The organism is Agrobacterium sp. CG674 (assembly GCF_053521645.1).
Genome location: NZ_JBNWDZ010000005.1, coordinates 248,155 through 269,635, shown reverse-complemented (window position 1 = coordinate 269,635; position 21,481 = coordinate 248,155). Strand labels below are relative to the sequence as shown.

Here is a 21,481-nt window from a genome sequence, read left to right as displayed (position 1 = left end):
GAAAAAGACCGGTAACCCATTGTTAACCAAGCACGTTAACCGTCCATGCAAATACACCCTCTTATAAGCGACGGCAGCAAATGTGGGTGATTCGATGATTGTTCTTTCCAGACCGCAAAACATGACATCGCTGCTGATGGGCCGCATCGGAGATGCGCTGCTGTGGCTGTTTGCATCCGTGCACGTCGTTGCCATCGCCGTCCTCGTCCTGACGCTCCTGTCGCTGACGGAGGCGCACGCTTCCGAACCAGCCATCACCTGCTCCGGCAGTGACATTCTCGCCGACATGCAGAGTAAAAATCCCGTAGCCTATGACGCGATTGTCGCCGAGGCCAACTCGGTGCCAAACGGCAAAGGCACATTCTGGAAAATTGAAAAGACGGGCGTTGAGCCATCCTGGCTGCTCGGCACCATGCATATCTCCGATCCCCGCGTGCTGGCCATGCCTGCGGGTGCCCAGGCCGCCTTCGATAAGGCCGCAACCGTCATTGTCGAATCCGATGAGATCACCGACGAAAAGCAGGCATCCGCCAAGCTTCTTGCCAAGCCCGAATTGATGATGTTTCTCGATGGCAAATCCATCACCGACCTGCTGCCGAAGGATGATGTTGCAAAGCTCGAAGCAGGCCTCAAAGAGCGCGGAATCCCGCTGAACGCGGTGATGAAAATGAAGCCGTGGATATTGTCGAGCTTCGTTGCGCTTCCCGCCTGCGAATTCGCCCGCAAGGCACGGGGCGCTAGCTTTCTGGACATGAAGCTTGCCAATGAAGCGCTTGCCGATGGCAAAGAGCTGGTAGGACTTGAGACCATTCTGGAGCAGATTCAGGCCCTGTCTGATCTGCCCATGGCCTTTCACGTTCAATCGCTGATCGACATGCTTGAACTGGGTGATCGCATGGAAGACGTCATGGCGACGATGATCGACCTCTACCTCAAAGGCGAGATAGCAATGATCATGCCGATGATGAAGAGCATCGATGACAATGTTGCCAAGCGCCAGAATGAGTATGATGCGTTTGAGCAACGCGTCATCAATGACCGGAACCATGTGATGGCAGATGGCGCCACGCCGCATCTGGAGAAAGGCAATGTGTTCATGGCTGTGGGCGCGCTGCACTTGCCCGGCAAGGTCGGTGTCGTGGAGCTTCTGCGTGAAAATGGCTTTACGCTGACTGTTGTTCAGTAAGGCATAATATTTCCGTAACCCACTGTAAAATTAGAATATTCTAATTTTGAAAATTCGCGCCGCATGCAACTTTCTCGCGCGCAATTCATTCCCCTTGCTAACGGCGCGCTTCGCGTTGCTGAACGCATGACTTTTTGTATGGGGAATAACCAATGGCAGAAGAGGAACCAGCCGGCCAAAAGCGTGTAGGCTTGACGGAGGGCGTCAATAAAACTGTTTTCATATGGTCGGTCGCGCTGACGCTGGCCTTCGTCATCGCCGGGGTTGTCGCGCCGGAAGGCTCGGCAGCCGTGTTCAGCGGGGCGCAGTCCTGGATCGTGACTGAGCTCGGCTGGGTCTATCTGCTATCGGTCGCCGTTTTTCTCATTTTCATGCTCTATCTGGGCTTTTCCAGCCACGGAAAAATCAAGCTCGGCCCGAACCATTCCGAACCCGATTACAGCTATGGCGCATGGTTTTCCATGCTGTTCGCAGCAGGCATGGGTATCGGCCTCGTATTCTTTGGCGTTGCAGAGCCGGTCAAGCATTTTACCACACCGCCGGTCGGGGATGCCGCAACGGTGGAAGCCGCCCGAACCGCCATGGAAATCAGCTATTTCCACTGGGGCCTGCACGCATGGGCGGTTTATGCCGTTATTGGTCTCTCGCTTGCCTATTTCTCTTTTCGCCATGGTCTGCCACTCACCATGCGCTCGGCGCTCTACCCACTGATCGGCGACCGGATCTACGGCCCGATCGGCAACGCAGTTGATATCTTCGCCGTCATCGGCACGCTCTTCGGCGTCGCGACATCGCTCGGCCTCGGAGTGCTGCAGGTCAACGCAGGCTTCAACCACATCCTCGGCTGGCCGATCAGTTTCTGGATCCAGTTGCCGCTGATTGTCGTGATTACGGGCATGGCGACACTCTCCGTCGCGACTGGTCTCGATAAGGGCATCAAGTTTCTGTCCAACCTGAACATGATGATGGCGGTCGCCCTCATGCTGTTCGTCTTTGTCATGGGACCAACGACGTTTCTTTTGCGCGCATTTGTGCAGAATCTCGGCGCCTATCTCGACCAGTTCGTTCTGCGCACCTTTTACATGTATGCCTATGCGCCTAATACGGGTCCAAGCGAATGGCTGGGTGACTGGACCTTGTTCTACTGGGGCTGGTGGATCGCATGGTCGCCCTTTGTCGGCATGTTCATTGCTCGCATCTCGCGGGGACGCACCATCAGAGAGTTTATCGCCGGAGTCTTGCTTGTTCCAACAGGCTTCAGCTTCGCATGGATGACGGTCTTCGGCGATACGGCGATTTCCATGCACCTGACCGGAGCAACCACTGCGGTATCAGAGGCGGTTGGACAGGATGTGACGCTGGCACTCTTCGTCTTCCTCGAACAATTCCCGTTCGGCGTTTACGTTTCGTGGTTTGCCATGGTGTTGATCGTGTTCTTCTTCGTCACAGGGGCTGATTCATCCGCTCTCGTCATCGATACGCTGACATCCGGCGGGCGCGACGACGGGCCGACGGCACGCCGTGTGTTCTGGGCCGTCGTCTCTGGCGTCATCGGCGCAATTCTCTTGTCGACCGGAGGGCTGGATGCGCTTCAAACGGCCTCCATTGCCGGGGCGCTACCCTTCACCTTCGTCATGCTGTTGATGTGTTGGGGCCTTTGGAAAGGGCTGCAACGTGAAGGCCTGCGTCAAAACGCATTGGTCCAGAGCCTGCGTCCCCGCCAGTCTGCCAACTGGCAGAGGCAGTTGCAGGGCATTCTCCACCACCCGGGCAAGGCTGAGACCGAAAACTTCTTGAGCAATACGGTCACGCCGGCGCTTGAAGCCGTGGCGCTTGAGCTTGAGAAGCGTTCCCTCGTGTCAAACGTGGACAAGGGAGAGGACAGAATGAAACTCACTGTCATGCCGGGCGAAACGGAAGAGTTCATCTATGGCATTCGCCTGCGCCGCTATGCAACGCCTGGCTACAGTTTCTTCGAAAGCCAGTCGAGTCGCAAGAAAGCCGAGTTTTACTATAGGGCAGAAGTGTTTCTTTCGGATGGCGGGCAGGATTACGATGTGATGGGCTTCACAAAAGAAGAGCTCATTCAGGACGTGCTGCTGCAATATGACCGGCACTTCCAGTATCTTCACGCCATCAGAAGCTGACGCTGGAATGAGATACGGCGCATAAAAAAGGCCGCAATCCCCAGGGATTGCGGCCTTTTCGTTAGAGTCAGAGCTTACATGTGGATTGGCTTGAAGAAGGTTGCGAGTGCTGCTTCCTTCACCGCCTCAGACATGGTCGGGTGTGCGTGGCAGGTGCGGCCCAGATCTTCCGAAGAACCGCCAAATTCCATCAGCACCGAGATTTCCTGGATCAGTTCGCCAGCGCCGAAGCTGACAATATGCCCGCCCAGAACGCGATCTGTTTCCTTGTCGGCGAGGATCTTCACGAAACCGTCCGTGACCTGCATGGCGCGTGCGCGACCATTGGCCGTGAAGGGGAACTTGCCGACCTTGTAGGCAATGCCTGCAGCCTTGAGTTCTTCTTCCGTCTTGCCGACCGAAGCGACTTCCGGCTGGGTGTAAACGACACCGGGAATGACATCGTAATTCACATGGCCATGCTGACCGGCGAGAATTTCTGCAAGCGCCACGCCTTCGTCTTCTGCCTTGTGCGCCAGCATCGGACCCTTGACCACGTCGCCGATGGCGTAAATGCCTTCGACATTGGTCTTGTAGTGGCCATCGATTTCAACGCGGTTACGGCTGTCGAGAACCACGCCGGCTTCGGCCAGACCTAGGCCTTCTGTGTAAGGCTTACGGCCTGTGGCAATCAATACGACGTTTGCGTCGAGCGTTTCAGCTGCGCCGCCCTTGACCGGCTCGAACACGACCTTGGCGCCATCGCCAGACTTTTCGACGGCAGTGACCTTCGCGCCCATCTTGAAATCGATGCCCTGCTTGGCAAACAGACGCTGTGCCTGCTTGGAAAGCTCGCCATCCATGCCAGCTAGGATGTTGTCGAGATATTCAACAACCGTGACCTTCGCGCCCAGACGCGACCAGACCGAGCCAAGCTCCAGGCCGATAACACCACCGCCAACAACGATCATCTTTTCCGGCACCTTAGACAGCGCAATGCCGCCGGTGGAGGACACGATAACCTGCTCATCAATATCGACCTGAACGCCCGGAATGCCTGCAATGTCGGAACCGGTTGCGATCACGATATTCTTGGTTTCGATTTCCTGCACGTCACCATTGTCGCTTGTGACGGAAACCTTGCCAGTGCCGACAACCTTGCCGAGACCCTGGAATGTGTCGATCTTGTTCTTCTTGAACAGGAATGCGACGCCATCGACATTGGCCTTCACCACGCCGTCCTTATGCGCCATCATCTTGTCGAGGTTCAGCGTAGGAGGTGAAACCTCAACGCCGAGGCTGTCCACACCATGGGCAACATGCGCGAAGACCTCGGATGCGTGCAGCAGGGCCTTGGACGGAATGCAGCCGACATTGAGGCAAGTGCCGCCATAGGTCGCACGCTTTTCGATTACGGCAACCTTCAGTCCGAGCTGCGCTGCCTTGACGGCGCAAACATATCCGCCGGGGCCGGTACCGATAACAACTACATCATAAGCCATTGTAATTTCCTTCGTTATTGGCGTCTATCTGCCGCCACTCACATTCAATATTGCCCCAGTGACATAAGATGCCTCTGGCGAGAGCAGGTATAAAACCGAATCTGCAATTTCACTGGCCGTTCCGGGGCGCTGCATAGGCACCAGATGGGCCAGATCTCTGGCGCGATCCGGCAAGCCGCCGGATGCGTGTATGTCCGTATCGATGATGCCGGGACGGATCGCATTGACGCGAATGCCCTCATTGGCGACTTCGCGAGCAAGGCCAATTGTGAATGTATCCACCGCGCCCTTCGAGGCAGCGTAATCCACATATTGGCCGGGGCTGCCCAGCACCGCTGCGGCGGAGGATATGTTGACGATGGAACCGCCCTTCCCACCATGCCGCGTGGACATGCGCTTGACCGCCTCGGATGCGCAGCGAATCTTGCCAATCACATTGATGGCGAACATGCGATCCAGTCGCTCACGCGAAAATTCGTCGACACGTGCTGTCACATCGACCACACCGGCATTGTTGACCAGCCCGTCTATACGGCCAAACTCAGTGTCAACCGCATTGTAAATAGCAGCAATGCCGTCTTCATGGCCTGTATCGCCTTGCACGATTCGGGCCACGCCGCCCTTGTCGACAATCTCGTTGGCAACGGCTTGCGCCGCCGCTTCGTTGGAAACGTAATTGATCAGAACACGCCAGCCGCGCTCAGCCGCTTTCAAAGCGACGGACGCGCCAATGCCACGGCTGCCACCGGTGACAACGAGAACGGGTCCATCGATCATGAGTTCAATCCTCCGGGCCGCAATATCAGGCAGCTTTTTCCGTTGCCAGCTTGATGCCGAGAGCAATGAAGACCACACCGCTGGTGCGATCGATCCATTGGCTGGCGCGACCGAAAGCGGCGCGCATGCGCGGCGTCGTCATGAACATGCTGACAGCGATGAACCAGACGATCAGGCAACTGGCCATGACAAGGCCATAACCGAATTTGATGGCGATGGGCGTGTGAGCTCCGACCACCGTCGAGAAAATGGACAGAAAGAAAAACACCGGCTTCGGGTTCAGCGCATTGGCAGCAAACCCCAGCGTGAACGCCTTGAATGCAGATTGCTCGCTGAGGCGCGGTTCATCACCTGCAGTCGTTGTGACTGTCATATCTGTCTTGCTGGCGCGCAATGACTTGACGCCGATATAGATCAGGTAAGCGACACCGAACCATTTGACGATGTTGAACAAGTAGACGGATTGGGAAATGATCAGCCCGAGCCCAAGGATGGTATAGGTCACATGGAACATCAACGATGTGCCGATGCCAAAGCTCGTGACGATGGCCTGGCGGCGTCCATGCACGATCGCCTGGCGCATGACCATGGCAAGGTCAGCGCCCGGAGACACAATCGCAAATGAGAAGATCGCCATCAGGGATGCGAGCTCGATCAGATATGGATGCATCAAACGCCCCCTAGAACAGCAACACGAACAGCATCAACAAAAGTCCGATCATCGAGCCGATCCAGACCAGAGACCTGATATATGGAATGCCTGCGAGATAGAGCGGGATATAGACGATGCGGCAGATGATCCATAGCCACGCACCGATCAGCGCCAGTCCAGCCGGATCGCCCGCCATGACCACGCCAAAGGCCAATGCGATGAATGCCGGGTAGGTTTCCCGGAAGTTTGCACTGGCACGTTCGGCTCTGCCCGCCAGCTTGCCCTCGACTGTTTTACCCTCGTCCCGGGGACCGGCATTCCACTGCGAACCGAACTCCTTCGTCGCGGCCATGGCCTGCAAGACGATATGGGCGATCAGAATAAGGACGCTTATCCCGACGAGCGGGAGAAAAGGGGACGCGGCAAGAAAAGTGGGCTGCATATGCAAGCTCCTGAAACAGTATCAGCGGGACTCCAGTTGAAACCCCGCTGATGGAAAAAGCAAGTTCGATCAGAGATCGAGAACCAGACGCTCCGGATCCTCAAGGCTTTCCTTGACGCGAACGAGGAATGTCACGGCTTCCTTGCCATCAACGATGCGGTGATCGTAGGAGAGCGCGAGATACATCATCGGACGGATCACGACCTGACCGCCAATGGCAACCGGACGATCCTGGATCTTGTGCATGCCCAGAATACCAGACTGTGGAGCGTTGAGGATCGGTGAGGACATCAGCGAACCATAGACACCACCATTGGTGATGGTGAAGGTGCCGCCCTGCATGTCTGCCATGCCCAGCGAACCATCGCGTGCTGCCTTGGCAAGACGACCCAGTTCCTTTTCAACGCCAGCGATGGAGCGCTGATCGGCATCGCGAATAACAGGGACAACAAGGCCCTTATCCGTGCCGACAGCCATGCCGACGTGACAATAGTTCTTGTAGATGATGTCGTTGCCATCGATTTCAGCGTTGACGGCTGGCAGTTCCTTCAGAGCGTGCGTCACAGCCTTTGTGAAGAAGCCCATGAAGCCCAGCTTGACGCCATGCTTCTTCTCGAACACGTCCTTGTAGCGATTGCGCAGTTCCATGACCGCAGTCATGTCCACTTCGTTATAGGTCGTCAGCATCGCGGCTGTGTTCTGTGCGTCCTTCAGGCGGCGCGCAATGGTCTGGCGCAGGCGTGTCATCTTCACGCGCTCTTCGCGAACAGCATCACCCTCGGAAGAGGCCGGACGTGGCGCGGAAACGGCAGCAGGTGCCGCGGCAGGAGCGGATGTACCCTTGGCAACAGCTGCCAGAACGTCACCCTTCAGAACCTGGCCACGTTTGCCGGAACCGTCAACCTGATCGGCCGACAGATTGTTTTCAGCCAACAGCTTTCCAGCAGCAGGCGCTGGTGGCATGGAGCTTGGTGCCGAAGAAACAGCGGCAGGTGCAGCAGCAGCCGGTGCAGCTTCTGGAGCCTTCGCTGGTGCAGCCGTTGGTGCGGACGGAGCAGCGCCGGCTGCACCCTCAGCGATCTGGCCGAGCAGCGCGTCAAGACCGACGGTCTCGCCGTTCTGTGCAACGATTTCTGTGAGAACGCCGGAAGCAGGCGCTGGGACTTCAACGGTAACCTTGTCGGTTTCCAGCTCTACCAGCGGCTCGTCAGCCTTGACGGTATCGCCAACCTTTTTGAACCAGGTGCCGACAGTCGCTTCGCTGACGGACTCGCCGAGGGTTGGTACGCGGATTTCAGTGGCCATGATCTAGTTCCGTTTCATCAAATATCGGTTGTGAAGGGTGCAGGCGGGAGAGTTTTCACTCTCCCAGCGCGTCTTCCAGGAATGCCGCGAGCTGCGCGAGGTGCTTGGACATCAGGCCCGTTGCTGGCGATGCCGCAGCCGGACGACCCGTGTAACGGACCTTCTGGTACTTCGCATCGATATGGGCGAGAACCCATTCCAGATAAGGGTCGATGAACGACCACGCACCCATGTTCTTCGGCTCTTCCTGGCACCAGACCATTTCGGCGTTGCGGAAGCGGGACAGCTCGTTGATGAGCGCCTTGGCCGGGAATGGATAGAGTTGCTCGATACGCAGCAGGTAGATGTCGTCGATGCCACGCTTCTCGCGCTCTTCCAGAAGGTCGTAATAGACCTTGCCGGTGCACAGCACGACGCGGCGGATCTTAGAATCCTTCTGCAGCTTGATCGGACCGTCCTTGATGACCTCAGCATCATCCCACAGCAGGCGGTGGAATGAGGATTCGCCAGCCAGCTCCGTCAGCGAAGACGTCGCGCGCTTGTGGCGCAGCAGGGACTTCGGCGTCATCAGGATCAGCGGCTTGCGGAAGTCGCGCTTCACCTGACGGCGCAGGATGTGGAAGTAGTTGGACGGCGTGGTCACGTTTGCGACCTGCATGTTGTCTTCTGCGCACATCTGCAACCAGCGTTCCAGACGGGCAGACGAGTGTTCTGGACCCTGACCTTCATAGCCATGCGGCAGAAGGCAGACGAGACCAGACATGCGGAGCCATTTGCGTTCACCCGACGAGATGAACTGGTCAAACACGACCTGCGCACCGTTGGCGAAGTCACCGAACTGGGCTTCCCAAAGCGTCAGCGCATTCGGGCGGGCCAGCGAGTAGCCGTATTCGAAACCAAGTACGGCTTCTTCTGACAGCATCGAGTTGATGACTTCGTAGCGGGCCTGTGTTGGCGCAAGATTAGCCAATGGAATGTAACGCTCTTCGGTCTCCTGATCGTAGAGAACGGAGTGGCGCTGCGAGAACGTGCCGCGCTCGCAATCCTGACCGGACAGGCGGATCTTGTGACCGTCGACGACCAGCGAGCCAAACGCCATGGCTTCAGCCATCGCCCAATCCAAACCTTCGCCGGTCTCGATCATCTGGGCGCGGTTTTCCATGAAGCGGTGAATGGTCTTGTGCGCCTTGAAGCCTTCAGGAATGGTCGCCAGCTTGCGACCAATTTCCTTCAACTGCTTCATAGGAGCGCCTGTCTTGCCACGACGCTGCTCATCGGCATTGTCGGCGGCACGAAGACCTGACCACTGGCCATCAAGCCAGTCAGCCTTGTTCGGCTTATAGCTCTGGCCTGCTTCGAATTCCTGCTCAAGATGGGCGCGCCAATCGGCCTTCATCTTTTCAAATTCGCCGTCTGTCAGAAGACCCTCAGCAATCAGACGCTCCGCATAGATCGTTGCGACAGTCTTGTGCGCGCGAATGACCTTGTACATCTTCGGCTGTGTGAATGAAGGCTCATCGCCTTCATTGTGGCCGAAGCGACGGTAGCAGAACATGTCGACAACGACAGGCTTGTGGAACTTCATGCGGTATTCGGTTGCAACCTTTGCCGCATAAACAACAGCTTCCGGGTCATCACCATTCACGTGGAAGATCGGTGCTTCGATCATCTTTGCTACGTCAGATGGGTACGGCGAAGACCGCGAGAAGCCGGGGTTCGTCGTAAATCCGATCTGGTTGTTGATGATAACATGCATGGTGCCGGCAACGCGGTGACCACGCAGTCCGGAAAGGCCCAGAATTTCAGCAACAACGCCCTGACCTGCAAAAGCAGCATCGCCATGCAGCAGCAATGGAAGAACCTTTGCGCGCTCCGACAGAGGAATGGTATCGCCATCCCAGACCTTTGCGAGTTGGTCCTGCTTGGCGCGGGCCTTGCCCATGACAACAGGGTTGACGATTTCAAGGTGGGACGGGTTGGCAGTCAGAGACAAGTGAACCTTGTTGCCATCGAACTCGCGGTCCGACGATGCACCAAGGTGATACTTCACGTCACCGGAACCTTCAACGTCATCAGGCTTGAACGAACCGCCCTTGAACTCATGGAACACCGCGCGGTGCGGCTTGCCCATAACGTTGGTCAAAACGTTGAGGCGACCACGGTGCGCCATGCCCAGAACAACCTCTTCGAGGCCTTCCTGACCACCGCGCTTGATGATCTGCTCCAACGCTGGAATCAGCGACTCGCTACCATCGAGACCAAAACGCTTGGTGCCCTTGAAGCGAACGTCCAGGAACTGCTCATAGCCTTCGCCTTCGATCAGCTTGGAAAGGATAGCCTTCTTGCCCTCGGCCGTGAACGCAACGCCCTTATCCGGACCTTCGATGCGTTCCTGGATCCAGCCCTTTTCTTCCGGGCTCGAAATATGCATGAATTCGACACCGAGCGTCGAGCAGTAGGTACGCTCAAGAATCTCGATCATCTCACGAACGGACGCGTATTCGAGGCCCAGAACGTTATCGATGAAAATCTTGCGGTCGTAATCGCTCTCTTCGAAGCCGTAGGACTTCGGTGACAATTCATCGTAATCTTCAACGGCGCTGGCAATGCCGAGCGGGTCGAGCTTGGCGTGCAAGTGGCCGCGCATGCGGTAAGCACGGATCATCATGATGGCGCGCACGCTGTCGCGCGTCGCTCTCAGCACCTCGGCTTCGCTCACGCCCTTGCCGGTTTCAGCACTCTTGGCTTCCGCCTTGGCCTGAACCTTCTTTTCGATGGCCTTTTCAACGGTGGCCCAGTTGCCATCCAGCGCCGAAATCAGCTCGCCATTAGCGGCGATCGGCCAGTTGGAGCGCTGCCAGGATGCACCCTGTGCGGCTCTCTTCACATCTTCGGGATTGTCGGAAAGCCCTTTGAAGAAGCTCTGCCACTCTGGAGAAACAGAGGATGGATCCTCCTCATACCGGGCGTAGAGCTGCTCGATATAGGCTGCATTCGCGCCGTCTAGAAACGACGTGATCTGAAACTGCTCGTTGGCGTCTTGCCTTGCCATGGTGTTTTCGCGGACGTATTCGCCCGCCTCCTCATCCCGTTGATGACCGTATCCGGTCTGCCGCCTTAGTCTCTGACGCTTTCGCGCCCATCATTCATGCGGCTTCGGGCAGGCTGCCGTGAACGACACCTGCCCGCTGCCAAACTCGTGATATCTCAGCCCTTGAGGACTTCGACCAGTGTCTTGCCAAGGCGTGCTGGGGATGGCGAAACCTTGATCCCAGCTGCTTCCATGGCAGCGATCTTGGATTCCGCGTCACCCTTGCCGCCGGAAACGACAGCACCGGCGTGGCCCATCGTGCGGCCCTTTGGTGCTGTACGACCAGCGATAAAGCCTGCCATTGGCTTCTTACGGCCCTTCTTGGCTTCGTCGATCAGGAACTGCGCTGCTTCTTCTTCCGCAGCACCACCGATTTCGCCGATCATGATGATCGACTGTGTGGCTTCGTCAGCAAGGAACATTTCCAGGATGTCGATGAACTCGGTGCCCTTGACCGGGTCGCCGCCAATGCCGACAGCCGTCGTCTGGCCGAGGCCTTCGTTCGATGTCTGGAACACGGCTTCGTAAGTCAGCGTGCCGGAGCGCGAAACGATACCAACCGAACCCTTGCGGAAGATGGAGCCCGGCATGATGCCGATCTTGCATTCTTCCGGTGTCATGATGCCTGGGCAGTTAGGGCCAAGCAGACGCGAGTTGGAACGGTCCAGCCGTGCCTTGACGCGAACCATGTCCATGACAGGAATGCCTTCGGTGATGCAGGTGATGAACGGAATTTCCGCTTCGATGGCTTCGATGATCGCATCTGCAGCGCCAGCTGGCGGAACGTAGATCACCGATGCGTCAGCGCCGGTCTTTTCCTTGGCTTCAGCAACCGTGGCATAGATCGGCAGGCTTTCGCCGTTGGAACCGGACCATGTTTCGCCACCCTTCTTGGGGTGAATACCACCGACCATCTGCGTGCCGTAATAAGCAAGCGCCTGTTCGGTGTGGAAGCTACCGGTCTTGCCGGTCAGACCCTGAACGAGGATCTTGGTGTCTTTATTGACGATAATCGACATCAATCTTGCCTATCTTTTTGGAGCAAAGCTTCAATGTTCTGAAGCCGTTTGACCATCTCTAAATTTGCATTGAGCAAAGCCTCATTGATCCGCATCATTTCCCCCATGTTCCTCTTCGAACGTCTTATGGACATCACGTAGATGACCATAATAAGCAGCAAAGGGATGAGGGCCGACGCGGACCCGAAAGACTCCGAATTCATCAAGCACCCTGAATGGCCGCAACGATCTTCTTGGCTGCATCGTCAAGGTCGTCAGCAGCCGTAATCGCAAGACCCGATTCGTTCAGGAGCTTCTTGCCGAGTTCGACATTGGTTCCTTCAAGACGCACGACGAGCGGAACCGTCAGACCGACTTCCTTCACCGCAGCGATAACGCCTTCGGCAATAACGTCGCACTTCATGATGCCACCGAAGATGTTGACGAGGATGCCCTCGACCTTCGGGTCAGCCGTGATGATCTTGAACGCAGCCGCAACCTTTTCCTTGCCAGCGCCACCGCCGACGTCGCAGAAGTTTGCAGGCTCTTTGCCGTACAGCTTGATGATGTCCATCGTTGCCATGGCAAGACCGGCACCATTGACCATGCAGCCGATGTTGCCATCGAGCGCTACATAGGCGAGGTCCCACTTGGAGGCTTCGATTTCCTTGGCATCTTCTTCGGTTTCATCGCGCAAAAGCTTGACGTCATCGTGGCGGAAAAGCGCGTTGCCATCGAAAGACATCTTGGCGTCGAGAACGCGCAGGTGGCCGTCCGTCATGACGATCAGCGGGTTGACTTCCAGAAGCGCCATGTCCTTCTCAACAAAGGCCTTGTAAAGCGCAGGGAACAGCGCCTTGGCGTCTTCTGCAGCAGCGCTGGAAAGCTCGAGTGCCTTGGAGATGGCAGCGATGTTTTCAGCCGTGACACCTGCTTCAGGCTCGATCGCAATCGTGTGGATCTTCTCAGGCGTGTCATGCGCAACAGCTTCGATGTCCATGCCGCCTTCCGTGGAAACCACGAATGCGACCTGGCCGACCGAGCGGTCTACCAGCAGCGAGCAATAGAGTTCGCGATCGATATCGGCGCCGTCTTCGATGTAGAGACGGTTGACCTGCTTGCCGGCATCGCCGGTCTGAGCGGTAACCAGCGTGTTGCCCAGCATGTCCTTGGCGTGAGAAACAACTTCCTCGATGGACTTGGCAAGGCGAACACCGCCCTTTGCGTCAGGGCCGAGTTCCTTGAACTTGCCCTTGCCGCGACCACCAGCGTGGATCTGGCTCTTGACGACATAAAGCGGGCCAGGAAGCTGCTTTGCGGCAGCTTCGGCTTCCTCAACCTTGAGAATAGCAACCCCTTCGGCCACTGGCGCACCATAGCCCTTCAGAAGCGCTTTGGCCTGATACTCATGAATATTCATGGATTAATCCCTGTTTGTAGCCACTTAGAGCGCTCTGCATCCTCAGATGCAGAAGGACGCTCTAAACTGTTGAATCTACGCAGCGCGCTTTAGGTAATCGATTTCGATTTCCGGGCCGATACGTCAGGCAATTACTTCAGCGACGGAGCAATGTTGATGCAGGCTTCGCAAAGACCAGCAACCGCGCCGACGGACTTCTGGAAGGCAGCTTCCTCGTCCTTGTTGAGTTCGATTTCGATGATGCGCTCGATACCGCCTGCACCGATGATTGTTGGTACGCCGACATACATGTCGTTGACGCCATACTGACCCGAGAGGTAGGCCGCAGCAGGCAGAACGCGCTTCTTGTCCTTGAGGTAGGATTCAGCCATTTCGATCGCGGACGCTGCAGGTGCGTAGTAGGCGGAACCGGTCTTGAGCAGGCCGACGATTTCCGCACCGCCATCACGTGTGCGCTGAACGATTTCTTCAAGACGCTCGGCTGTAAGCCAGCCCATCTTGACGAGGTCCGTCAAAGGAATGCCGCCGACCGTGGAGTAACGGGCCAAAGGCACCATGGTATCGCCGTGACCACCAAGAACGAATGCCGTCACGTCCTGAACGGAGACATTGAATTCTTCAGACAGGAACAGGCGGAAACGCGCGCTGTCGAGAACGCCAGCCATGCCGACGACCTTGTTCTTCGGCAGGCCGGAGAACTTCTGCAGAGCCCAGACCATCGCGTCGAGCGGGTTGGTGATGCAGATGACGAAAGCGTTCGGGGCATATTTCTTGATGCCAGCGCCGACCTGCTCCATGACCTTGAGGTTGATGCCGAGAAGATCGTCGCGGCTCATGCCTGGCTTGCGCGCCACGCCGGCAGTTACGATGCAAACATCCGCGCCTTCAATGGCAGCGTAATCGGACGCGCCGGTCAGCTTGGCATTGAAACCTTCGACCGGGCCAGACTGGGCAATATCCAGACCCTTACCCTGCGGAATGCCGTCAGCAATATCGAAGAGGACGATATCGCCCAGCTCCTTCAGGCTGGCCAAATGGGCCAGTGTGCCGCCGATCATGCCAGAACCAATAAGTGCAATCTTTTTGCGAGACATCGAATGCTTCCTCTCAAGCTTCAATTTAATTTCGCCGTCAATGCATGACAGCTCTAAATTGTCGCACTCGACTTATCGTTATTGGCCATAAATGGCAATAGATACTTTCGAGCGTAACATTTTCAATCGTTTAGATCATAAATAACTTACGTAAACGTAAGAAGTTATGTTACCAAATCGTCATGTTGCTGACGCTTCTCATTGTGCAGCGTAAGATAATCAGCACTCCGCATCTCAAACAGGCGCGACGCAGTCCGGTCAAATTCGAAACCTTCGGTACCTTTGCGCTTGCCCAGCAAGTCCTCAGGCATGGCAGCGGCAGACACGATCAGACGGACCGTTTGGTCGTAGAAGGCGTCAATCAGGATAATGAACCGCTTCGTTTCGTTGCGCCGGTCAGCGCTGAGCAAGGGCACGTGATCGAGAAAAACAGTGTCGAATCGGTGGGCAATTGCCAGGAAGTCGGACGCCCCAAGCGGCTTTTCACATAGGTCCGAGAACGAAAACCGCGCAACACGGCCCGCAGCAGCAGGAACGCGGACGGAGCGGCCCTTCACCTTGATCTCGGTAGGAGAGGTAACATGCCCCTTGGTCAAATGATCCCAGGCATCATCCATGGCCTGATCGGCCTCAGGCCCCAACGGCGTGACATAGACGGGCAGGCTCTTGATCTTCTCCATCCGATAATCGGTAGGGCTATCAAGCGTTACGACTTCGACATGTTGCTGCATCAGATCGATGAAAGGCAGAAACAGACTGCGGTTCAGCCCGTCCTTGTAGAGATTGTCCGGCAGCACATTCGATGTCGTCACCAGTGTGCAGCCATTGGCGAACAACTCGGTGAACAGCCGCGCGAGAATCATCGCATCGGTAATATCGGTGACGGAAAATTCGTCAAAGCACAACAGCTCTGCCTCGGCCAGCAATTGCGCAGCGACGGGCGGAATGGGGTCCGCCTGTTTCGTCTCGCCGTTTTTGAGTTGCTGACGGTGCGCATGGACGCGATTGTGCACATCGGCCATGAATTCATGAAAATGGCAGCGACGTTTCTTTTCAACGGGTGCCAGATGGAAGAACATATCCATGAGCATGGTCTTGCCACGCCCGACGCTGCCGTGAACGTAAAGGCCTTTTACCGACGCGGCAGGGCCCGCCTTCTTGGCGAACAGCCAGCCAAGAGCGCTTTTCTTCCTGGCGGGCTTGCGAATCTTAAGATCGGTCAGAATGCGATCAAGCCGCGTTGCCACATCCATCTGTGCCGTATCGGCTTTGAGGGTACCAGATGCGATCAATGCGTTGAGTTGCTCAACGACACTATGATGGTAATCGGGCAATGGCTTCATCAACGCGCCTCATGCGCGGACACCAGTGGCATCCGCGTGATCAAATTATCGGCTGAGGCTGAGCGGCTGACCGCTGTTCGTCGTGCCGTCATAACGGGTGTCGCCAGTCTTGTAGACGCGGCCGATCGTGTCGCCTGCCCGGTTCTTGAACTGAACCATCTTGGCCGAGACTTCCCATGACCCCATGGAGGACAATTCGCCGCTGCAACCGCGGGTGCCGCCACGAGAGCCGCTGCCCAGGTTCGTCAAGGTCAGGAACATGTCGCAGGTGGCGCCGCCATTGGACACACGCCAGTTACCGACCATGGCTTCCTTGGTCACATCCATTGCCGCCGCAGGCGGAGCCGATGCGACATTAACAGGTGCCGAGTTGGCTGGGGCGGTTGGGAATTGCGTCGATCCGCCTGGAGGCGGCAAGGCGCCCGACTGGACAGACGGCACGGGCTGGGCCTGAAGCGGCGGTGTATAGCCAGGATTGCCGCTCGCACCGCTATTGTTGTTGTAATCATAGGAGGTACGTTGGCAACCGGCCAGGCTCATAACGACCGCAAGACCCGTCACCACATATCTGAATTGCATCTCAAGCTCCCGATTCTCTGTCGTCCGGCAAGTACATGTCTACACAAAACGGCTGAATTATTACCAAAGCATTATTCAACACAAGCTGGTACCGCAAAAATTGCAATTTCAATCAATTTTTACGAAAACGTTCGGCCTTGTTATCGTCAAACAGGCCGCGATTGGAAATCGCGGCCTGTTGATGGGTATCCAATATGTTGCGCGGTCAGACCCGGCGCTCGACCATCATCTTCTTGATTTCGGCGATGGCCTTGGCTGGGTTCAAGCCCTTCGGGCAAGCCTGTGCACAGTTCATGATCGTATGGCAGCGGTAGAGGCGGAACGGATCTTCAAGATCGTCCAGACGCTCCCCTGTTGCCTCATCGCGGCTGTCAATCAACCAGCGATAGGCCTGAAGCAGAACAGCGGGACCGAGGTAACGGTCGCCGTTCCACCAATAGCTCGGACAGGAGGCGGAGCAGCAGGCGCATAGAATGCACTCGTAAAGACCGTCCAGCTTCTGGCGGTCGTCATGGCTCTGCTTCCATTCCTTGGCAGGGGTCGGAGACACCGTCTTCAACCACGGCTCGATAGAGCGGTGCTGCGCATAGAAGTTGGAAAGATCAGGAACGAGATCCTTCACGACTGGCATGTGCGGCAGCGGATAAACCTTAACGGTTCCCGTGATGTCATCCATGCCCTTGGTGCAGGCCAGCGTATTGGTGCCATCGATGTTCATCGCGCAGGAGCCGCAGATGCCCTCGCGACAGGAGCGACGCAGCGCCAAGGTCGGGTCGATATTATTCTTGATGTACAAGAGCGCATCGAGAACCATCGGGCCGCAATCGTCCACATCGATATAATAGGTATCGATGCGTGGATTCGCGTTATCGTCAGGGTTCCAGCGGTAAACGCGGTATTCGCGAACGTTTTTCGCGCCTGCCGGTTTTGGCCAGACCTTGCCTTCGGTCATCTGAGAGTTTTTGGGGAGAGTCAGTTCAACCATGTCCAATTCCTCTCTTAGTAGACGCGAGCTTTTGGAGCGATCTTCTGAAGATCGATGCCATCGGCGATCAGCTCGGTATGCACCGGGCGGTAGTCCAGCTTCACGTCACCTTCGGCATTGACCCATGCCAGCGTGTGCTTGCGCCAGTTGACGTCGTCACGGCCACCAAATGGACCATCAACGAAGTCTTCACGCGCATGGCTGCCACGGCTTTCCTTACGGGCTTCAGCGCCGTAAACCGTGGTGATGGCGTTTGCCATGAGGTTTTCGAGTTCGAGCGTTTCGACCAGATCGGAATTCCAAACCATAGAACGGTCTGTCACCTTGAGGTCCGGCAGTTCTTTCCAGATGGCGGAAAGGCGCTTGCAACCGCTCTCAAGTGATTCCTGCGTGCGGAACACGGCAGCGTCGTCCTGCATGGCGCGCTGCATCTTGTCACGCAACACGGCGGTTGGCGTGCCACCATTGGCATTGCGCAGACGATCGAAGCGCTCCATGATCTTGTCACAGGCAGCAACATTGAGCGACGGAATGGCGCTTGCGCGGTCAATCACTTCAGCTGCACGAATGGCAGCTGCGCGACCGAACACCACAAGGTCAATCAGTGAGTTGGAACCAAGGCGGTTTGCACCATGAACGGATGCGCAACCGGCTTCACCCACGGCCATGATGCCAGGGATGATGCGTTCTGGGTTTTCGCTGTCGGCGTTCAGCACTTCACCCCAGTAGTTGGTCGGAATACCGCCCATATTGTAGTGAACCGTCGGCAGAACCGGGATCGGCTCGCGCGTCACGTCCACGCCTGCGAAAATCTTGGCGCTTTCGGAAATGCCGGGAAGACGCTCATGCAGGATGGCCGGATCGAGGTGATCGAGATGAAGGAAGATGTGGTCCTTGTTCTTGCCAACGCCACGGCCTTCACGAATTTCCATGGTCATGCAGCGCGAGACAACATCACGCGAGGCGAGATCCTTGGCGGATGGCGCGTAACGCTCCATGAAGCGTTCGCCTTCGGAGTTGACGAGATAACCGCCCTCACCGCGTGCGCCTTCTGTAATCAGACAGCCAGCGCCGTAAATACCGGTAGGGTGGAACTGAACGAACTCCATATCCTGAAGCGGCAGACCGGCGCGGGCAATCATGCCGCCGCCATCACCGGTGCAGGTGTGAGCCGATGTCGCAGAGAAGTAGGCGCGACCATAACCGCCCGTCGCCAGAACAACCATCTTGGCCGAAAAGCGATGGATGGTTCCGTCATCGAGGTTCCAGGCGACAACGCCCGTGCAGCGGCTGCCATCCTCGGACATGATGAGGTCGAGCGCGAAATACTCGATGAAGAACTCGGCATTGTGGCGCAGGGACTGGCCATAAAGCGTGTGCAGAATGGCGTGGCCGGTACGGTCGGCAGCAGCGCAGGTGCGCTGAACTGGCGGGCCTTCGCCGTAATTCTGCATGTGGCCGCCGAATGGGCGCTGGTAAATCTTGCCTTCGGCGTTTCGCGAGAACGGCACGCCGTAATGCTCAAGCTCATAGACAGCCTTTGGAGCTTCCATGGCGAGGTACTGCATGGCGTCCACGTCGCCCAGCCAGTCGGAACCCTTGACGGTATCGTAAAGGTGCCACTGCCAGCTGTCTGGCGTCATGTTGTTGAGCGATGCGGCAATGCCGCCCTGCGCCGCAACGGTGTGGGAACGGGTCGGGAAGACCTTGGTGATGCAGGCTGTCTTGAAGCCCTGCTCGGCCATGCCGAGTGTCGCGCGAAGACCGGCACCGCCCGCGCCCACGACGATCACATCATAGGAATGGTCGACGTAGGTATAGGCCTTGCCGTTCTGAGAAGGTGAACTGATCGATGCCATGACGGTTATCCTGCAAATGCGATTTTCAGAACGGCGAAGAGACAGAGGCCGGCCATGATCACCGAGAAAAAGGTGTTGAGCATCAAAAGACCCAGCTTCATCATTTCCGCGTGCACATAGTCTTCAATGATGACCTGCATGCCCAGCTTCATGTGGATAATGCCGGAGACAACGACAAGAGCCATGATCACGCCAACAAGCGGATTGGACAGAGCCGAGACAACCTCTTCATAGGGTGCGCCGCCATACATGACGAGAAACACGACGAAGAAGATCATCAACGGAACGTTGGCAACCGCGGTCACGCGCTGACGCCAGAAATGCTCGGTGCCTTCCTTGGCAGAGCCGAGCCCGCGAACCTTGTTGAGAGGTGTACGCATATCCATGGTAATATCTCCTCAGCGCACGATCAGGGCAATCGCCCAGATCAGCGCGGTCAGACAGATCGAGGCCACGAAAGATGCCTTGGCAAGCTTTGTGGTAAAGTGTTTTTCAAATCCATGACCCAGGTCCCACATGAAGTGGCGAAGACCGCCCAGCATGTGATGCACAAGCGCCCAGGTATATCCAATCAGCACGATTTTTCCGATGATGGAGCTCATCGCCCACTGCACCCAGCTATAGGCATCAACGCCAGACGCCGTGGCGATCAGCCACCAGGCAACCAGAACCGTGCCGAAATAGAGCGCCGCGCCCGTGATACGGTGCACGATTGACGCCAACATTGTCGGGATCATCCGGTAGATTTCAAGATGCGGCGACAATGGCCGATTGTTTGTCGTATTCGCCATATAATCCTCACGGCGTTCCTGCACCACGAAACTCGGGCGCCCCAAACAACGCACATGACGGAATAATGTGCATTGCACCAGTCGCGACCTTTAATAGCACCGCGCCATCACCACAAGCGCAATCGGAGGGCCGAAACGAATTTAATCGATTGTGGCTTAAAGAATCTTTGAAATTTGATGGACCCAAAAACAATTTATCAGCATTTCCAGTCGAAGGCGCGGATTTTTTCTTACGTTTACGTAAGATAATTTGCACTTTTTCTGACGTCATGAGCACGAAAATCCGGAGATTGAAATTCATGTTATCAATCCGAATCGCCCCGATCATCCTAGCTGTCTTAGGCCCGATCATGGTCGCAAATCACGCCCAAGCGAGTGATAATGTCGAGTATGAGAAGAGTGGTCATAGTAGCAGGCAAAAGCAACAATCCTATTACGGCGGCAACGGAGCGCCGTCACATATCCGCACCGTCGGCACATATGCGGGCAGCGTCTACGCCATGCGCGCACGCAGAAACGGCACCTATGTGAGCGCAGACGGCGCCATCCAAAATACCGCGCGCACTACAGGTAATTGGACAAGCCCGGCGATCATTCGCATCAATGCGAGAACGATGGATGAGGCCTGTTCTTATGAAGCCGGTGTCTGCGTCATCCGGCCCTGATCACAGAGCGCTCATTGCGGATACAAACCGCCAGACGGTTGTTTTCTTCACATCGCTGTCTTCCAGCGCGCGCGTTACCGGCACCTCATAGGTCGCGCAGTTTTGCAGAAATGTTTTCGGAAGATAGGCCCGTCCCGGGTCTCCCACCAGAACGGCCTTGCCATTCAGCGTCAGCCTTGAAAACCAGGGGGTAAGGACCTCGGCGAAGGCTCGGTCATAGAACACATCACCCGCCAGCATCACATCTGCATCGATCTCGGTTCCGACGATATTATCCCCGCAAAACCCGATCTCGACTTCGTTTTCAGCCGCATTGAGGGCGATGGCCGCCTTTGCCCATGGGTCGATATCGACAGAGAGCACGCTCAGGGCTCCGGCTTTCGCAGCCGCGATGGCAACCAGACCGGAACCGCTGGCAAAATCCACGACGCGCTTTCCAGCAACCATTTCTGGATGATCGAGAATGTAACGGGCAAGCCCTTGCCCGCCAGCCCAGGCGAAGGCCCAGAATGGCGGCGGCAGGCCAATCTCCTGCAACTCGTCTTCCGTCTTCAGCCAGAGTTCATGCGCTTCGCTTGCCAGATGCAGCCGTATTTCAGGCACATGCGGCGGTGTCATGATGCTCGTATTGCTGCGGATAAAGACCTTCGGGTCGGTTTTCAATCC

19 protein-coding genes are annotated in these 21,481 nt (G+C 56.6%); 3 read left to right on the top strand and 16 right to left on the bottom strand.

Translation table 11 applies throughout. The features are described 5' to 3' along the window. Positions 1-94 precede the first annotated feature (94 nt). Both ACQZ51_RS16110 and ACQZ51_RS16105 read left to right on the top strand, forming a co-directional pair. Complete coding sequence (locus tag ACQZ51_RS16110) at positions 95-1,186, top strand: TraB/GumN family protein (protein WP_448778660.1); 1,092 nt, start codon at positions 95-97, stop codon at positions 1,184-1,186. Positions 1,187-1,338: 152 nt separating this feature from the next. After that, on the top strand, positions 1,339-3,333 hold the full coding sequence (locus ACQZ51_RS16105) for a BCCT family transporter (RefSeq protein WP_448778658.1): 1,995 nt from the start codon (positions 1,339-1,341) through the stop codon (positions 3,331-3,333). Between the two features lie 74 nt (positions 3,334-3,407). Here ACQZ51_RS16105 and lpdA read toward each other — a convergent pair whose 3' ends face one another. From lpdA to sdhC, 15 genes are all read right to left on the bottom strand, one after another. Continuing rightward, entirely contained in the window at positions 3,408-4,814 is a 1,407-nt protein-coding gene (gene lpdA, locus ACQZ51_RS16100; RefSeq protein WP_448778656.1) for a dihydrolipoyl dehydrogenase, read from the bottom strand. 24 nt (positions 4,815-4,838) lie between these two features. Next, on the bottom strand, positions 4,839-5,591 hold the full coding sequence (locus ACQZ51_RS16095) for an SDR family oxidoreductase (protein WP_448778654.1): 753 nt from the start codon (positions 5,589-5,591) through the stop codon (positions 4,839-4,841). Between the two features lie 25 nt (positions 5,592-5,616). Continuing rightward, on the bottom strand, positions 5,617-6,261 hold the full coding sequence (locus ACQZ51_RS16090) for a LysE family translocator (RefSeq protein WP_448778653.1): 645 nt from the start codon (positions 6,259-6,261) through the stop codon (positions 5,617-5,619). 10 nt (positions 6,262-6,271) lie between these two features. After that, entirely contained in the window at positions 6,272-6,685 is a 414-nt protein-coding gene (locus ACQZ51_RS16085) for an MAPEG family protein (RefSeq protein ID WP_448778651.1), read from the bottom strand. A 69-nt stretch (positions 6,686-6,754) separates the two neighbouring features. Continuing rightward, the gene (gene odhB, locus ACQZ51_RS16080; RefSeq protein ID WP_448778649.1) at positions 6,755-7,990 is read right to left on the bottom strand and encodes a 2-oxoglutarate dehydrogenase complex dihydrolipoyllysine-residue succinyltransferase; all 1,236 of its coding nucleotides are present in this window, start codon (positions 7,988-7,990) and stop codon (positions 6,755-6,757) included. Positions 7,991-8,045: 55 nt separating this feature from the next. Beyond that, positions 8,046-11,042: a 2-oxoglutarate dehydrogenase E1 component gene (locus tag ACQZ51_RS16075; RefSeq protein WP_448778648.1), complete on the bottom strand. Its 2,997-nt coding sequence runs from the start codon at positions 11,040-11,042 to the stop codon at positions 8,046-8,048. A 155-nt stretch (positions 11,043-11,197) separates the two neighbouring features. Further along, entirely contained in the window at positions 11,198-12,100 is a 903-nt protein-coding gene (gene sucD / locus ACQZ51_RS16070; RefSeq protein WP_192065366.1) for a succinate--CoA ligase subunit alpha, read from the bottom strand. 202 nt (positions 12,101-12,302) lie between these two features. Further along, on the bottom strand, positions 12,303-13,499 hold the full coding sequence (sucC, locus tag ACQZ51_RS16065; protein WP_448778646.1) for an ADP-forming succinate--CoA ligase subunit beta: 1,197 nt from the start codon (positions 13,497-13,499) through the stop codon (positions 12,303-12,305). Positions 13,500-13,630: 131 nt separating this feature from the next. Next, a complete protein-coding gene (gene mdh / locus ACQZ51_RS16060) occupies positions 13,631-14,593 on the bottom strand; it encodes a malate dehydrogenase (RefSeq protein WP_042620056.1) in 963 nt (320 codons plus the stop codon). Positions 14,594-14,757: 164 nt separating this feature from the next. Beyond that, complete coding sequence (gene zapE / locus ACQZ51_RS16055) at positions 14,758-15,936, bottom strand: cell division protein ZapE (protein ID WP_448778644.1); 1,179 nt, start codon at positions 15,934-15,936, stop codon at positions 14,758-14,760. A 45-nt stretch (positions 15,937-15,981) separates the two neighbouring features. Further along, a complete protein-coding gene (locus tag ACQZ51_RS16050) occupies positions 15,982-16,515 on the bottom strand; it encodes a protease inhibitor Inh/omp19 family protein (protein ID WP_448778643.1) in 534 nt (177 codons plus the stop codon). A gap of 205 nt (positions 16,516-16,720) precedes the next feature. Continuing rightward, complete coding sequence (locus ACQZ51_RS16045) at positions 16,721-17,500, bottom strand: succinate dehydrogenase iron-sulfur subunit (RefSeq protein WP_448778642.1); 780 nt, start codon at positions 17,498-17,500, stop codon at positions 16,721-16,723. 14 nt (positions 17,501-17,514) lie between these two features. Beyond that, positions 17,515-19,359, bottom strand: coding sequence for a succinate dehydrogenase flavoprotein subunit (sdhA, locus tag ACQZ51_RS16040; protein WP_042620052.1), 1,845 nt, complete (start codon positions 19,357-19,359; stop codon positions 17,515-17,517). A 5-nt stretch (positions 19,360-19,364) separates the two neighbouring features. Next, on the bottom strand, positions 19,365-19,745 hold the full coding sequence (sdhD, locus tag ACQZ51_RS16035) for a succinate dehydrogenase, hydrophobic membrane anchor protein (protein ID WP_192065361.1): 381 nt from the start codon (positions 19,743-19,745) through the stop codon (positions 19,365-19,367). 12 nt (positions 19,746-19,757) lie between these two features. After that, positions 19,758-20,150: a succinate dehydrogenase, cytochrome b556 subunit gene (gene sdhC, locus ACQZ51_RS16030; protein ID WP_042620050.1), complete on the bottom strand. Its 393-nt coding sequence runs from the start codon at positions 20,148-20,150 to the stop codon at positions 19,758-19,760. A gap of 65 nt (positions 20,151-20,215) precedes the next feature. Between sdhC and ACQZ51_RS16025 the strand changes: the two genes are divergently transcribed. Next, on the top strand, positions 20,216-20,815 hold the full coding sequence (locus ACQZ51_RS16025; RefSeq protein ID WP_448778640.1) for a hypothetical protein: 600 nt from the start codon (positions 20,216-20,218) through the stop codon (positions 20,813-20,815). On the opposite strand, the gene ACQZ51_RS16020 is transcribed toward ACQZ51_RS16025, so the two are convergent. Next, a complete protein-coding gene (locus ACQZ51_RS16020) occupies positions 20,816-21,478 on the bottom strand; it encodes a class I SAM-dependent methyltransferase (RefSeq protein WP_448778638.1) in 663 nt (220 codons plus the stop codon). Positions 21,479-21,481 lie beyond the last annotated feature (3 nt).